Origin of the sequence: Rhizobium chutanense, assembly GCF_002531935.1 — a bacterium.
GTDB lineage: Bacteria > Pseudomonadota > Alphaproteobacteria > Rhizobiales > Rhizobiaceae > Rhizobium > Rhizobium chutanense.
In genome coordinates this window covers 91695-106829 of sequence record NZ_NWSV01000006.1, presented here as the reverse complement: position 1 = coordinate 106829, position 15135 = coordinate 91695, and the positions used below count along the sequence as shown (strand labels likewise).

Here is a 15135-nt window from a genome sequence, read left to right as displayed (position 1 = left end):
ATCGCTCGTGCCGAGGATCCATGGGGGCTTCCGCACATCCTCGTCACTTCGTCTCCTTGAGCACCGATAATCCGAACGGAGGGCCGCCTTGGCTACGCCGCGCATACGCTTTGAAAGAGTCTCCAAATCCTTTGGCACGCTTCAGGTCGTCAAAGACCTGTCGCTCGACATCGAGAGGGGCGAGTTCGTCAGCCTTCTCGGACCTTCGGGTTCCGGCAAGACAACCTTGCTGATGATGGCGGCGGGTTTCGAAAACCCGACCGGCGGCAGCATCTGTCTCGACGGCCGCCGTATCGATCATCTGCCGCCGCATCGGCGCGAAATGGGCGTCGTTTTCCAGAACTACGCGCTCTTTCCGCATATGTCGGTCGCCGACAACATCGCCTTTCCGCTGAAGATGCGCGGCGTCGGCCGCAGCGAGATCGACGATCGCGTAAAACGGGCGCTCGACATGGTGCAGCTGTCTGCGATGAGCAGCCGCAAGCCGGCCCAGCTCTCCGGCGGGCAGCAGCAGCGTGTGGCACTCGCCCGCGCTCTGGTGTTCGAGCCGGCCGTCGTGCTGATGGACGAGCCGCTGGGGGCGCTGGACAAGCAGTTGCGGGAACAGATGCAACTCGATATCCGCGCGCTCCACAAGCGTCTGGAGCTGACCGTGGTGTTCGTAACCCACGATCAGGCCGAGGCGCTGACCATGTCCGATCGCATCGCAGTCTTCGACCATGGGAACATCGAGCAGATCGGTTCGCCGCGTGATATCTATGACCGCCCGCAAACACGCGTCGTCGCCGAATTCATCGGCGAAACCAATCTGATAGAAGGAACGGTGAAGACGACCGGAACAGCCGGGGCCTCAATCGAGATCGCCGATGGGCGGCATGTGATCGTATCCGGCAACGGCTCCCTCTCGGTCGGAAGCCGCGTCCATATTTCGGTGCGTCCTGAGCGGATTTCTCTGGCGGCCCGCGGGAGTGGGTCTGCGACGAACGCCTTGCCGACGAAAATACTCGACAGCGTATACCAAGGCGATCACCTGCGAGTGCAGCTTGACCACGATGCCTTCCGCTTCGTGGTTCGGACCGACAGGCGATCGATGGAGTGGCCAGCTGGCGCCGACGTGGTGGCGCATTTCGCACCGGACGATTGCTGGGTGATTGCGGCATGAGCGCGTTCCGTCAAAACATCGGCACCTTCGCCCTTGTCCTTCCTCTTACTCTGTTCCTGGCTGTCTTTTTCCTCTGGCCACTGCTGACGGTGCTCGAGCAGGCGGTGTCAGATCCGGTCGTCAGCCAGAACCTGCCCCGAACGACAGCCGCGGTTTCGGCCTGGAACCGCAATTCCGAGCCGTCCGACGAAATGCAGATCGCACTTGCCGAAGACCTGAAATCGATCGACGACGACCAGAATCTGGGCGAGGTGGTCCGAAGACTGAACAGCGCCCAGCCGGGTTTCCGCACGCTGATGAGAAAGACCGTCGCCGCCGTGAAAGACAGCGCCGAACCGATAAAACTTGGAGAGGTGGACGCGCGATGGAACGATCCCGCGTTCTGGCGGGCCATCGCCGAAGCGACCTATCCCTATACCGATCGCAATCTCCTTGCCGCGGTTGACCTTCAGCACGACACGTCGGGAACCATCGTGGCGATGCCGGATGGCGAGTCGGCCAATCGGGCAATCCTTCTCAGAACGTTCACTGTGGCTGCCGTCGTGACCGTGGCGACATGCCTGATCGGCCTGCCATATGCGATGCTGGTCGCAGCCTCCAGCGGCTGGCGGCGACAGCTTCTCCTTGCCGCGGTGCTCCTGCCGCTATGGACATCGCTGCTGGTGCGTACCGCGGCCTGGTACATCCTCCTGCAGGACAAGGGGCTTATCAATTCCTTCCTCGTCTCGCTCGGCCTCGTCCGCGACCCGCTGCCGCTTCTCTTCAACCGAACGGGTGTTATTATCGCCATGACGCATGTTCTGCTGCCCTTCATGGTCCTGCCGATCTACAGCGTCCTCATCGCAATCCCCCGAAATCTCATGCCGGCGGCAGCCTCTCTCGGCGCACGGCCGATCCGGGCCTTCCTGCAAATCCTGTTGCCTCTGACATTGCGCGGCATCGCTTCCGGCGGGCTGCTCGTCTTCATGGCAGCACTCGGTTACTACATCACGCCGGCGCTCATCGGCGGGCCGAAAGACCAGATGATCAGTTCGGTGATTGCCTTCTATGCCACCGGCTCCGCCAATTGGGGCATGGCCGGCGCGCTCGGCATCGTGCTGCTCGCCGCGACCATCGTGCTCTACGGCGTCTATGGCCGGCTCTCGACGAAGACGGCAGGTGCCTGACATGACAGTTCGTTTGCTTAAATTTCTGTACGGTGCGGCGACGGTGATTTTTCTGCTGGCCCCGCTTTTGGCGATCCTGCCGATCGCATTTACCTCCAGCAGTTTCCTGGCCTATCCCATCCCTTCTTTTTCGACCCGCTGGTTTGCGGAACTCGCAAACGGAGACGCCTGGCGCCGATCCATCGTCAACAGCCTGCTGATCGGCACGGGGACCACGTTGCTTTCAACCGTGCTCGGCATGCTGGCCTCACTTGCGCTACGCCGGCGCATTGTCTTCGGTTCGGCACTGCGGACAATGTTCCTTCTGCCGATGGTCGTTCCGGCGGTCGTGCTCGGCGTCGGGCTTCAGATCCTGTTTGCCAAGCTCGGATTTCCGAACACCTTTGCGGCCGTCATCGCAGCGCATACCGTCGTCGCCGTACCCTTCGTGCTGATCAGCGTCACCGCGGCGCTTGACGGCATCGACCACCGGGTCGAGCGGGCGGCGACGAGCCTGGGGGCTTCTCCGGCAAAGGTCTTCTGGAAAATAACGCTGCCGCTCGCCATGCCGGGTGTACTGTCAGGCGCGGTGCTGGCTTTTGCCACCTCGCTGGATGAAGTCGTGCTAACCCTGTTTGTCGCCGGCCCAAACCAGTTGACGCTCGCGCGCCAGATGTTCTCGTCCATTCGCGAAAACATCAGCCCGGCCATCGTCGCCGCGGCATTTCTCTTCATCCTCGGAACGATCTTGCTCGGCGGTCTGCTTGCCATCGTGCACAAACGCGCCACCCGTTCCGCAGTCGCGGGATGACGTGCCAATGGAGTGCAGCGCCTCACGTCGAGCCGTGACGGCGCTGCTCATGCCGATCAATCGCCGTCACCCCGGCCCGAGACGATCTCGCGCTTGCCGACGTGGTTGGCCGGGCCGACGAGGCCTTCCTTCTCCATGCGCTCGACGAGCGAAGCGGCTCTGTTGTAACCGATGCCGAGGCGGCGCTGGATGTAGGAGGTCGAGCACTTCTTGTCGCGCATGACGACCTTGACCGCCTGTTCGTAGAGTTCATTGCCATCTTCCGAGGCCATGGCGCTCTTGTCGAAGACGGCGCCGGCCTCTTCCTCTTCCGTCTCTTCCTCTTCATCGGCCGTGACGGTGTCGAGATATTCGGGGCGCCCTTGCGTTTTCAGATGGGCAACGACCTTTTCGACCTCGAGATCGGAGACGAAGGGACCATGGACGCGGGAAATCCGTCCGCCGCCCTGCATGTGCAGCATGTCGCCCTGGCCGAGCAGCTGCTCGGCGCCCTGTTCGCCGAGAATGGTGCGGCTGTCGATCTTCGAGGTCACCTGGAAGGAGATGCGGGTCGGGAAGTTCGCCTTGATCGTGCCGGTGATGACGTCGACCGAGGGGCGCTGCGTCGCCATGATCAGATGAATGCCGGCGGCGCGCGCCATCTGCGCCAGACGCTGGATCGCGCCTTCGATCTCCTTGCCGGCGACCATCATCAGGTCGGCCATCTCGTCGACGATGACGACGATATAGGGCATCGGCGCGAGATCCAGCTCCTGGCTTTCCTCGACCGGCGCACCGGTTCCCTTCTCGAAGCCGGTCTGGACCATGATGTGGATGGTCTCGCCCTTGTCGCGCGCCTGCGCCACGCGGTCGTTGTAGCCATCGATATTGCGCACGCCGAGGCGCGACATCTTGCGGTAACGCTCCTCCATCTCGCGCACGGCCCATTTCAGCGCCATCACCGCCTTCTTCGGATCGGTGACGACGGGCGTCAGGAGATGCGGAATGCCGTCATAGACGGAGAGTTCGAGCATCTTGGGGTCGACCATGATCAGCCGGCATTGTTCCGGCGTCATGCGATAGAGCAGCGACAGGATCATCGTGTTGATGGCGACCGATTTGCCCGAGCCGGTGGTGCCGGCAACGAGCAGATGCGGCATCTTGGCAAGCTCGGCGATCACAGGTTCGCCGCCGATCGTCTTGCCGAGACCGAGCGCCAGCTTGTAGCCGCTCTTGTCGAAATCCTGGCTTTCGATCATCTCGCGGAAATAAACGGTTTCACGGGTGACATTCGGCAATTCGATGCCGATGACGTTGCGGCCGGGCACGACGGCGACACGGGCCGAAAGCGCCGACATCGAGCGGGCGATATCGTCGGCAAGGCCGATGACGCGCGACGACTTCACGCCCGGGGCCGGCTCGAATTCATAGAGGGTGACGACCGGGCCGGGGCGGACATGGATGATCTCGCCCTTGATGCCGAAATCTTCGAGCACGCTTTCCAGCAGCCCGGCATTCTGCTCCAGCGTCTCCTGCGACATGATCTCGCCGAGCCGTTCCGGCGGCTCCTGCAACAGGGCGCGCGGCGGGAATTCATAGCCTGAGGCGTCGATCCTTTCGGGCCGCGCGACGAGGCGCGGCGACGGCAGAACCGCGGCGACAGGCGGCGTGCGCTGCGGCGGTGGCGAGACCTGGGGAGCCGACGCAATCTGAGGGGCTGGCGCGATCTGGGGGGCTGGCGCGATCGGAAGCGCCTGTATTGCCTGCGGTGCCGACACGACCGGTGCCTCGACAGGGATGCGCCTGGGTTTTTCCAGAGCAGGGGCGACCGGAGGACGTATGGCAACCTTTGCGGAGACCGGCGGCGGCGGCACCGGGCGGGAGGCGGCCGGAGCGGGAGCCGGTCGGCCGGGGCGCCATTCCATGATACGGAACAGCGATGTGATCGATTCGGGTGCGGTCTCAGCCTTCGGGAACGAGATCAAGGGCGGCGCGCGAACCGGCTCGGCCTCTTCGAAGGCCATGACTTCCCAGAAGGCGAAATCCGAAATGGAGGAAAGCTCGGCGGTGGCGCGGAAGGCCGGCGCGGCGGCCTCTTCAGCCAAGGGGGGCGGCTGCAGTTCGACCACGGGCGCTGCGGAAATTTCTTCCGGCTCCGGCAGATAGATATCGAACGGCACGTCGACGGCGACCGGCTCTATGCGTATCGCCTGCTGTCCAATCTGCGAATCATCGCGAACTGGCTCGTTCGGCCCGCGGCGCCTGCTGATCAGCGTTTCCGGCGTGCGGGTGAATCGGACATTCGGCGCGAGGGAAAAATTGCTCTGCCAGATCGGCGCCGCCGGCTTTTCTCCCGGATCTACCTCCGGAAGCTCCGTTTCAATCCCGCTGGAAAAGTCACCGGCGTCCGTCAAATTGGTTCTGGGAAAACGCATGCGTCCGCTACTCACTCATGCCTAACAAATTACGACCCTACCGGGATAGAAAAGGAAGGTTAATAAGTTCCTTCCTGCCGTATCGTTCCGAGACGGCTGCCTGACATAAAGTGCTGTTCTTTCAATGATTTGCGTTAGGCGGAAAAATCTTTGCCATTTTGGGGCGGCGGCCGAAGCGCGGTGCAGCGAATGTGGTTCCTGCAGACGTGCTTCAGCTTACTGTTTTCATGCATGCCGTCACCCCGGAACCGCTGCGCGTCCGGGCGGGAGGGATCAATGCGCCTCGTCCCAATTGCTGGCGGCGCGCGCATCGACCTTGAGCGGCACGCGCATTTCGAGCGCCGGCATTGTGGCGTTTTCCATCACCGAGACGATTGTCGGCATCGCCTTTTCGACATCCTCGTCCTCGACCTCGAAGATGAGTTCGTCATGCACCTGCAGCAGCATGCGGACACGCTCGGCAAGGCCGGCTTCGGCAAGGGCCGGCTCCATCTTGATCATCGCCCGGCGGATGACGTCGGCAGCCGAGCCCTGGATCGGCGCGTTGATCGCCGCACGCTCGTTGAAGGCGCGCACGGACGGATTGGACGAGCGGATTTCGGGATAGTTGATTCGCCGGCCGAAGATCGTCTCGACATAGCCCTTGTCGCGCGCCATCGCTTTTCGGCTTTCCATATAGTCGCGGATGCCGGGGAAACGCTCGAAATATTTCTTGATGTAATCGCCGGCTTCCGAACGCTCGATCGACAGCTGGTTGGCGAGACCGAAGGCCGAGATGCCGTAGATGATGCCGAAATTGATCGCCTTGGCGCGGCGGCGCACTTCGCCGGGCATGCCTTCGACCGGTACGCCGAACATTTCCGACGCGGTCATGGCGTGAATGTCGACGCCATCCTCGAAGGCCTTGGTCAGCTGCGGGATCTCGGCCACATGGGCAAGCACGCGCAATTCGATCTGGCTGTAGTCGGCAGAAATCAGCTTATGGCCCGGCGTCGAGATGAAGGCGGTGCGGATCTTGCGGCCTTCGGCGGTGCGCACGGGGATGTTCTGCAGGTTCGGCTCGGAGGAAGACAAGCGCCCCGTCGTCGTCGATGCCAGCGAATAGGAGGTATGGACCCGCTTGGTCTCGGCGTGGACATAACCGGGGAGCGCGTCGGTATAGGTGGATTTCAGCTTGGTGAGCTGGCGCCAGTCGACGATCTTGCGCGGCAGCTCGAAACCGGCGGCGGCCAGATCCTCGAGCACCTGGGCGGAGGTGGACCATTGCCCGGTCTTCGTCTTGCTGCCGCCGGCAAGGCCCATCTTGCCGAACAGGATATCGCCCAGCTGCTTCGGCGAGCCGATATTGAACCGCTCGCCGGCGAGCTGGTAGATTTCGTCTTCCAGGCGCGCGGCACCTTGGGCCAGCTCGCCGGACAGGCGCGAGAGGATTTGGCGGTCGACGGTGATGCCCCGCGCTTCCATGCGCGCCAGCACCGGCAGCAGCGGCCGCTCCAGCCGTTCATAGACGCTGGTCAGCCCGGCCGCGGCCAGCCTCGGCTTCAGCACTAGCCACAGGCGCAGCGTCACGTCGGCGTCTTCGGCGGCATAATGGGTGGCGCGGTCGATATCGACAAGATCGAAGGTGACGTTCGCCTTGCCGCTGCCGGCCACATCCTTGTAGGGGATCGGCGTGTGGCCGAGGAATTTTTCCGAGAGCGGATCCATGCCATGCGCACCGGTGCCGGCATCAAGCACGTAGGAGATCAGCATCGTGTCGTCGAAACTCCGGGTCTCGACGCCGTAGCGCTGCATTAGCAGGTAGTCGTATTTCAGGTTCTGCGCGACTTTCAGAACCGCAGGATCCTCCAGCAATGCCTTCAGCCGCGGCAAGGCATCGCGCATGGGGATCTGATTGTCGGCAAGGCCGCCGCCAAGCAGGTCGCCGACGCCGTTCTTGTGGGCGAGCGGCACGTAAGCGGCGCGGATCTTCGTGCCGGTGGGATCGGCGACATTGTCGGCGATCGCCAGCGAAAAGCCGACAAGCTCGGCCTGCATCGCATCCAGCGACGTGGTTTCGGTGTCGAAAGCGACGAGGCCGGTAGCGCGCGCATCGGCGATCCAGCGGTCGAGTGTGGCCAGATCGCGGATCGTCACATAGGCCGAATGATCGAAGGGCAGCGCCGCAAAGGCTTCGGCCCGCGCCTTGGCAAGATCGGCGGGCGAAAAGGCGCCTTCGACGGCGGGTTTCGCCTTGGCACGCGGCGGTACCGGCACCGATTCGCCCGAGACCTCGGGGATGCCGCCGGCAACGGGCTCCGGCTCCACTGCATCGAGATCGGGCCCGTGGGCCGTCTTGCCCCATTCGATGCGGACGATTGCCGGCTCGATGGCGTTGGCATCGCAATCGCAGACTTCGGCGACGCGACGCGTCAGCGTCGTGAATTCCATCGTCTTCAGGAAGCCGATCAGCTTCGGGCCGTTCTGCGGCTCCAGCACCAGCGCGTCGAGATCGAGATCGAGCGGCACATCGGTGCGCAGCCGCACGAGTTCGCGCGAGAGCCTCGCCATCTCGATATTGGCCAGAATCGTCTCGCGGCGCTTGACCTGCTTGATCTCGGCGGCACGGTCGAGCAGCGTGTCGAGATCGCCATATTCCTCGAGCAGCTGGGCGGCGGTTTTCGGGCCGATGCCCGGGATGCCGGGAACATTGTCGACGGAATCGCCGGTCATCGCCTGCAGGTCGATCATCTTTTCCGGCGGCACGCCCCATTTCTCGACGACGTCGGGAATGCCGATCTGCTTGTCCTTCATGCTGTCATACATGTGGACGTTGGATGTGACGAGCTGCATCAGATCCTTGTCGGAGGAGACGATGGTGACATCGGCGCCCGATGCCTCGGCCTGACGGGCATAGGTGGCGATGATGTCGTCGGCCTCGAAGCCTTCGGTCTCGATGCAGGGCAGGTTGAAAGCGCGGGTCGCCTCTCTGATCAGGCCGAATTGCGGGATGAGTTCTTCCGGAGGCGCGGAGCGATTCGCCTTATAGGCGTCGTAGAGATCCTTGCGAAAGGTCTTGGCGGAATAGTCGAAAATGACGGCAAGATGGGTCGGCGTGACACCGACATCGGTATTGCGCGCATCTCTCAACAACTTCCACAGCATGTTGCAGAAACCGGAAACGGCGCCGATCGGCAGGCCGTCGGTCTTGCGGGTCAGCGGTGGCAGTGCATGAAACGCCCGAAAGATGAATCCGGAACCATCGACTAGGAAGAGGTGATCGCCTTTTTTCATGCGTGCATGGATAGCGCGGGCACGGGACGAGGTCCATATAAAGTTCGGTGCGTGAAATCGATTCCCCACGCTCGGCGGTCAGGAGCCCGGCTCACCAAACTGTTACCGATTTGTAACGTGGCGTGACCCTTGAAAAACCACATTTGCGGACACAAATCGATGTCACCGGCGCTTGATCGCGCCGCGGGTCTGATCACCGGCTTGTCCCCCGCCGCGTCAGGCTTGGACAAAGGCCTTATCCCCCTCTCCGGGCCTTTGTCCCCACTTTAAGGTCGCCATGGCCAACCTCCAGGCCATGGCGACTTTTGTTTTTCCAGGCACTCGAAATTATCGTCGCGGCTTGCATATTTTGGAGCATCGCATGCGATTTGCTGCATTGTCTCCGGCATGGTTTTGAGCCTAACTTGCAATCATGGGATTTAACCGCATGGAATCGGGAGCTTACCTTGCCAGCCAGCTGGCGAAGGGTTTTGCCCGCTCGCTGCACCAGCGCGCGGTCGGGCTCGGTTTTTCTCCGGGTCAGTTCCCCATTCTGCTGGAACTCTGGGCCGAGGACGGGCTGACCCAGAAACAGCTTCTCGAAAGGGTCGATATCGAGCAGGCAACCATGGCCAACACGCTTTCGCGCATGGTCCGCGACGGGTTGATCGAACGCCGGCCACATCCATCCGACAAGCGGGCGCAACTGCTCTTCCTGACGCCGAAGGCCCGCGCCATGGAAGCGCAAGCGATCGAGACGGCGCGTGAGGCCGATCTTGCGCTGTTCAAAGGTTTTCGGGTTTTCGAGCGCGAGTTGACGCTCGAATATATCCGCCGGCTTCTGGAAAACGCCAAGGCGCTCTGACCGGGATCATTCGCTGACAAGGCGTGTGCGCCGCGGCGGCTGCATGCCGGTCCCGGCCTGCCCCGACAGGAAGCTCTTGCGGGCGGCCTGCTTCATGCTCGGCTCGATGTCCGGTTTGCCGAGCAACAGTCCCTGCACCTGCGCACAGCCTTCCTCGACGACGATCTGCCGCTGCATCTCCGTTTCCACACCCTCGGTGACGACGGGCATGCCGAGGCTGTGGCCGAGACCGATGATAGCGCGCACGATCGATCGCGCCGCCGCATCATGCTCCAGCACGCCGGTGAAGCTGCGGTCGACCTTGATCTTGTCGAAGGGAAACGAGCGCAGGTTCGAGAGCGAAGAGAAGCCGGTGCCGAAATCGTCCATGACGATGTGCACCCCTAACTTATACAGGCGCTGCAGCGTTGCCATCACCCGGTCGCGATCGCGGATCAGGGCCGCCTCGGTGATCTCGAGTTCCAGCCGATCGGGTGCGAGCCCCGTTTCGGCGAGAACCGCCTCGACCCGTTCGCAAAGGTTGGGCAGCATGAACTGCACCGGCGAAACATTGACTGCAATCGTCAGCGGCTGCGGCCAGCGCGCGGCCTCCATGCAGGCCTGCTGCAATATCCATTCGCCGAGCTGAACGATCGACCCGCTTTCCTCGGCGATCGGGATGAAAACGTCGGGCTCCGTCATGCCGTGGCCCGGCCGATGCCAGCGCATCAAGGCCTCGTAGCCGGTGATCTCGCCGCTCTGGGCATTGAGGATCGGCTGATAGCTGACATTGAGCTGGTTGCGGGTAATGGCGTGGCGCAGGTCGCTTTCGATCTGGCGGCGGTTCCGCGCCGCTTCGTCCATTTCCGCGTCGAAGAAACAGGCTCTGCCGCGACCGTCATGCTTGACGCGGTAGAGCGCGGTATCGGCGTTGTTGCAGAGTTCTTCGGCCGTGCGCCCATCTCTTGGAAAGAGCGCGATGCCGAGGCTGACGCCGACGGCCGTGGGGTCACGGGCGGTGTCCATCTCGGCGGCGAATTCGTCGATGATATCAGCCGCAAGCTTTTGGGCGGCCGCCGGTTGCTGTCCGGCGGGCTGGATGATGGCAAATTCATCGCCGCCGAGGCGGGCGATCGTATCGCTTTCATCGGCCACGCGACGCAGGATCGAGCCGACCTTGCAGAGAATTCGGTCGCCCTCGGCGTGGCCGAAAATATCGTTGACGGTCTTGAAGCGATCGAGATCGATATAGAAGAGAGCAACCTCGCTGTTCTTTCGCTCGGCCATCTGCAGCGCCTGGCGGATGCGCGTGTCGAACAACGACCGGTTCGGAAGATCGGTGAGAACATCGTGGTGGGCAAGGTGTTCGATCAGCTCCTCGGCCTGCCTGCGCTCGGTGAGATCGCGCACCGCCAGCACATCGCAGTTATGGCCGCGATAGACGATCCTGCTCGTATTCAGTTCGACGGCGATCTCCTTGCCGCTCCTGGTGTTGAGCAGCGTCTCGCCGGGCCTGTTCTGTCCCTGGGCGGCGGTCAGAACAACCGATGGCGCCTTGCCCGAGAGATCGGCAAGCTTCCAGCCGGAAAGCCCCAGGAAGCGTTCGTTGGCGTCGATGATCCTGCCTTCCCGCAGGATCAGCAGCCCTTCCTGCGAGGCATTTGCGAGCCCCCTCAGATCCGTCAGGCGACTTTCGATAAAGACCACCGCGATAGCGATCAGAATGAGAGCCGTCGCCGCCACCACGACGATCGCGGCGAGCAGGCTGGTATCGAGCACGGTTGCCGGAAGCTCCTTGCCGGGGTCCGGCACGAGCGTGATGCTGGCCATCGAAATGAAGTGGAGAGCGCAGATCGCCAGGACGAAGGTGACGGACGAGGTGAGAAGGCGCCTCAGTCCCTTCAACCGGAAGAAGGCGTGGAAGGCGGCGCTCGACAGCAGTGCTCCGGCGAGAACCGCACTCAGCGTCATCATGGGATCGTAGCGGATGACCGCCTGTGTCTCGATCGCCTGCATGCCGGTCAGATGCATCGAGGCGATGCCGAACGCCATCAGGACGCCGCCGCGGATGTGCGAAAATCTGCTGCGGCTTTGCGAAGCGATGAGGATAGCCGCCCATGAACCGGCAACCGACAGGAGGAAGGAAAGGGCCGTCAGGCCCAGCCGGTAGCTGATCGGCATGCCGCCGTCATAGGCCAGCATCGCGATGAAGTGCGTTGCCCATACGCCGGTGCCGAAGGCGAAAGCCGAGGCGCCGATCCAGAGCTTGCGCCGCCCGCCATCGAATCCTTGAGCGCGGGAAAGCGGCAGCATCGCTGCCATCGCCCCGATCAGGCAAACCACGGCCGCCGCGAGCACCAGCCGCCAATCGTGATCATCCCGAATACATGTAATGACCGAAAACATCCGTCCCCCCGAACAGTTGAATTCAGTCAGGTTATTTAGGTTGTACTAAATAACTGTAAATTGAATTAGAGAACCCTTCTATATTAACCGGCAAATCTTCTCGACGCCGATCTAAATCCGGTCACCTGTCACGCCGTCCATTTTTGCTTTTTCCGCCTCGCCTGCCTTGCCGGTTTGGTCTATCGTCCGGCCGAATTTCAAGAAGGAGTCGAAAATGACCGATGTACAACAGGTGCTTGCACGCGCGGACCAGAACCTTTCATCGAGCCTCGAAAAACTGTTCGAGCTTTTGCGCATCCAGTCGATTTCCACCGATCCCGCCTTCAAGGCCGAATGCCGCAAAGCCGCCGAATGGCTCGTCGCCTATCTCCAGACGCTCGGCTTTACGGCTTCGGTGCGCGACACCCCAGGCCACCCGATGGTGGTCGCCCACCATGCCGGCGCTTCCGCCGATGCGCCGCATGTTCTCTTCTACGGCCATTACGACGTGCAGCCGGTCGACCCGATCGAGCTCTGGGAAAACGACCCCTTCGAGCCGTCGATCAAGGATGTCGGCGACGGCCGCAAGATCCTGACCGGCCGCGGCACCTCCGACGACAAGGGCCAGCTGATGACCTTCGTCGAGGCCTGCCGCGCCTATAAGGAAATCAACGGCGCGCTTCCCTGCCGCATCACCATTCTCTTCGAAGGCGAGGAAGAATCCGGCTCGCCGTCGCTGAAGCCCTTCCTCGAGGCCAATGCCGCCGAGCTCAAGGCCGATTATGCGCTGGTCTGCGATACCGGCATGTGGGACCGCGACACGCCGGCGATTGCCGCGGCACTGCGCGGCCTCGTCGGCGAGGAAGTGGTGGTCACGGCCGCCGACCGCGACCTGCATTCCGGCCTCTTCGGGGGTGCTGCGGCCAATCCGATTCATATTCTGGTCGAGGCTCTGGCCGGCCTGCATGACGAGACGGGCCGCATCACGCTTGACGGTTTCTACGACGGCGTCGAGGAAACTCCTGACAATATCAAGGCCTCATGGGAAACGCTCGGCAAGACCGCCGAGAGCTTCCTCGGCGACGTCGGCCTTTCCATTCCTTCCGGCGAAAAGGGCCGCTCGGTGCTGGAACTCACCTGGGCGCGGCCAACCGCGGAGGTCAACGGCATCTGGGGCGGATATACCGGCGAAGGCTTCAAGACGGTGATTGCCGCCAAGGCTTCGGCGAAGGTTTCGTTCCGTCTCGTCGGCACGCAGGATCCGGCCGCCATCCGCGAAGCTTTCCGCGCCTATGTCAGGTCGAAGATTCCGGCCGATTGCTCGGTCGAATTCCATCCGCATGGCGGTTCGCCGGCGATCCACCTCTCCTATGATTCGCCGGTTCTGACCAAGGCGAAGACCGCGCTTTCCGATGAGTGGCCGAAACCCGCCATCGTCATCGGCATGGGCGGGTCGATCCCGATCGTCGGCGATTTCCAGAAGATGCTCGGCATGGAATCGCTGCTCGTCGGCTTCGGCCTCGCCGATGATCGAATCCACTCGCCGAACGAGAAATACGAGCTTGTCTCGTACCACAAGGGCATCCGTTCCTGGGTGCGGATTCTTCAGGCGCTCGCCGCCTGAGGGAAACGGCACGCGCTCAGTCAAGACACGCGATGCAATCGCTATGACAAAAAGGCCGGTGCAAACCGGCCTTTCGTCGTCCGCTCACCTCAGTGCCAGTTCATCCGTGGTCAAGGAGAAAGCGGTATTGCCGTGAGACTGGCCCCGAAAGGTTAATGGGCGGTTAACGGCCGGCCGCCGTTCGGCTATTTGCGGCTGCAAGGCGCCGACAAAAGTTTCACCGTTCAAGCTGCGTTCATCGCGAACTGCATATAAGCCATTGAAAGAAAAGATGAATGATGCCCGAATCGGACAATTGCGGGCCATCACTTCCGTCTTTTGTTTCAGCCGCTGATGCCACGGAAACGCGGCCAGGCGCTGCTGAATACCGTGCCAACAAGGACTGAGAAGCGTGAAAAATCTCTTTGTTAAAATCGCAGCGATCGGCATGCTCGTGCTGGCTCCTGCCATCGCGCAGGCCGCCGAAGGCTACTCGACGGCAAACGTCAATATGCGAGCGGGTCCAAGCACCCGATATCCCGCCGTCGCAGTCATACCGGCAGGCTCTTCCGTCGAAATCCGCGGATGCCTCTCCGAGGTCAATTGGTGCGACGTCGAGTTTTATGGCGGCCGCGGCTGGGTTTCCGGCCAGTATGTGCAGGCCCTCTATCAGCAGCGCCGGATCTATGTCGGGCCCCAATATTACCGCCCGCTCGGCATTCCGATGATCCGCTTCAACGTCGACAATTACTGGGACCGTTACTACCGCAATCGCGATTTCTATCGCGAGCGTGACCGCTGGAGCCGCGGCCCGGATTATTATTACCGCGATCGCGACAACCGGGATCGGGATGGCCGAGATCGTGATCGGGATAACCGGGATCGCGACAGAGATTGGCGCGACCGCAATCGTGACCGGGACTGGCGCGACGACAATCAAGGGGATGACCGGCAAGGGGATGACCGGCAAAGGGGTGACCGGCAACGGGATGGCCGGCGATGGGACGACCGGAGAGGCGATGATCGCAGACCGGACCGCAGGGATTTCGATTGCCGCCCCGGCGATCCCTCCTGTGACGAATAAAGCCGAGAGGGGCGGCGACGCCTCCCTCTTTCGAGTTTTGCCAAACCGAGGGAAAATTTGAAGAAAAAGCCCGGCGCTCCCGTGAGGGATGCACCGGGCCTGATGTCGATCGGCACGTGTTGAGGGGAGACGGGCCGATCATGCGCGGGACGTGAGGGGTTGTCCCGCTTGTTCTTAAACAATCGCGGAGCCTATTGGTTCCGCCAACCTGACAGAAGATATTCGGCGGAGTGCCGAAAGCGGTCTGTCGCGGCGCCGGCGGGCGCAAGCCGACGGGATACATGCTTTTTTTGTGACAGTCGCGATGAACGGCATTTACGCCTGCGAGAGATTGCCGACAATTTGCTGTGAGGGCATCGTGATGCCCTTGTCTTGCGGGATTCTTTGTTGCAATTTTGTGGCGTTGCGGATTGATTTCGATCCGCTCGAGGCTGG

Annotated in this window: 10 protein-coding genes; 6 read left to right on the top strand and 4 right to left on the bottom strand. The window is 62.1% G+C overall.

Annotated elements, in window-relative coordinates:
- Positions 1–88 precede the first annotated feature (88 nt).
- The 3 genes from CO666_RS12140 to CO666_RS12130 are packed head-to-tail and all read left to right on the top strand — an operon-like array spanning position 89 to position 3118.
- Entirely contained in the window at positions 89–1162 is a 1074-nt protein-coding gene (locus CO666_RS12140) for an ABC transporter ATP-binding protein (RefSeq protein ID WP_097612375.1), read from the top strand.
- Entirely contained in the window at positions 1159–2328 is a 1170-nt protein-coding gene (locus CO666_RS12135; RefSeq protein ID WP_097612374.1) for an ABC transporter permease, read from the top strand. Before CO666_RS12140 ends, CO666_RS12135 begins: the two co-directional genes overlap by 4 nt.
- Before the next feature lies 1 nt (position 2329).
- Positions 2330–3118: an ABC transporter permease gene (locus CO666_RS12130; RefSeq protein WP_097612373.1), complete on the top strand. Its 789-nt coding sequence runs from the start codon at positions 2330–2332 to the stop codon at positions 3116–3118.
- Positions 3119–3174: 56 nt separating this feature from the next.
- Here the strand turns inward: CO666_RS12130 and CO666_RS12125 are convergent, their stop codons facing one another.
- The gene (locus CO666_RS12125) at positions 3175–5532 is read right to left on the bottom strand and encodes a DNA translocase FtsK (RefSeq protein WP_097612372.1); all 2358 of its coding nucleotides are present in this window, start codon (positions 5530–5532) and stop codon (positions 3175–3177) included.
- Positions 5533–5805: 273 nt separating this feature from the next.
- Positions 5806–8805 (bottom strand): DNA polymerase I, encoded by a 3000-nt coding sequence (gene polA, locus CO666_RS12120; RefSeq protein WP_097612371.1) that lies wholly within the window; start codon positions 8803–8805, stop codon positions 5806–5808.
- A gap of 427 nt (positions 8806–9232) precedes the next feature.
- Here polA and CO666_RS12110 point away from each other — a divergent pair, with 427 nt between their 5' ends.
- The gene (locus CO666_RS12110; RefSeq protein WP_097612369.1) at positions 9233–9649 is read left to right on the top strand and encodes a MarR family winged helix-turn-helix transcriptional regulator; all 417 of its coding nucleotides are present in this window, start codon (positions 9233–9235) and stop codon (positions 9647–9649) included.
- Between the two features lie 6 nt (positions 9650–9655).
- On the opposite strand, the gene CO666_RS12105 is transcribed toward CO666_RS12110, so the two are convergent.
- Complete coding sequence (locus CO666_RS12105) at positions 9656–12034, bottom strand: bifunctional diguanylate cyclase/phosphodiesterase (RefSeq protein WP_097612368.1); 2379 nt, start codon at positions 12032–12034, stop codon at positions 9656–9658.
- A gap of 214 nt (positions 12035–12248) precedes the next feature.
- On the opposite strand from CO666_RS12105, the gene CO666_RS12100 reads away from it, so the two are divergent.
- Positions 12249–13637, top strand: a complete 1389-nt coding sequence (locus CO666_RS12100) for a dipeptidase (protein WP_097612367.1) — start codon at positions 12249–12251, stop codon at positions 13635–13637.
- 84 nt (positions 13638–13721) lie between these two features.
- Here CO666_RS12100 and CO666_RS33625 read toward each other — a convergent pair whose 3' ends face one another.
- Entirely contained in the window at positions 13722–14066 is a 345-nt protein-coding gene (locus tag CO666_RS33625) for a hypothetical protein (RefSeq protein ID WP_143540291.1), read from the bottom strand.
- On the opposite strand from CO666_RS33625, the gene CO666_RS12095 reads away from it, so the two are divergent.
- On the top strand, positions 14029–14700 hold the full coding sequence (locus CO666_RS12095) for an SH3 domain-containing protein (RefSeq protein ID WP_097612366.1): 672 nt from the start codon (positions 14029–14031) through the stop codon (positions 14698–14700). The genes CO666_RS33625 and CO666_RS12095 overlap by 38 nt on opposite strands.
- The last annotated feature ends 435 nt before the right edge of the window (positions 14701–15135 follow it).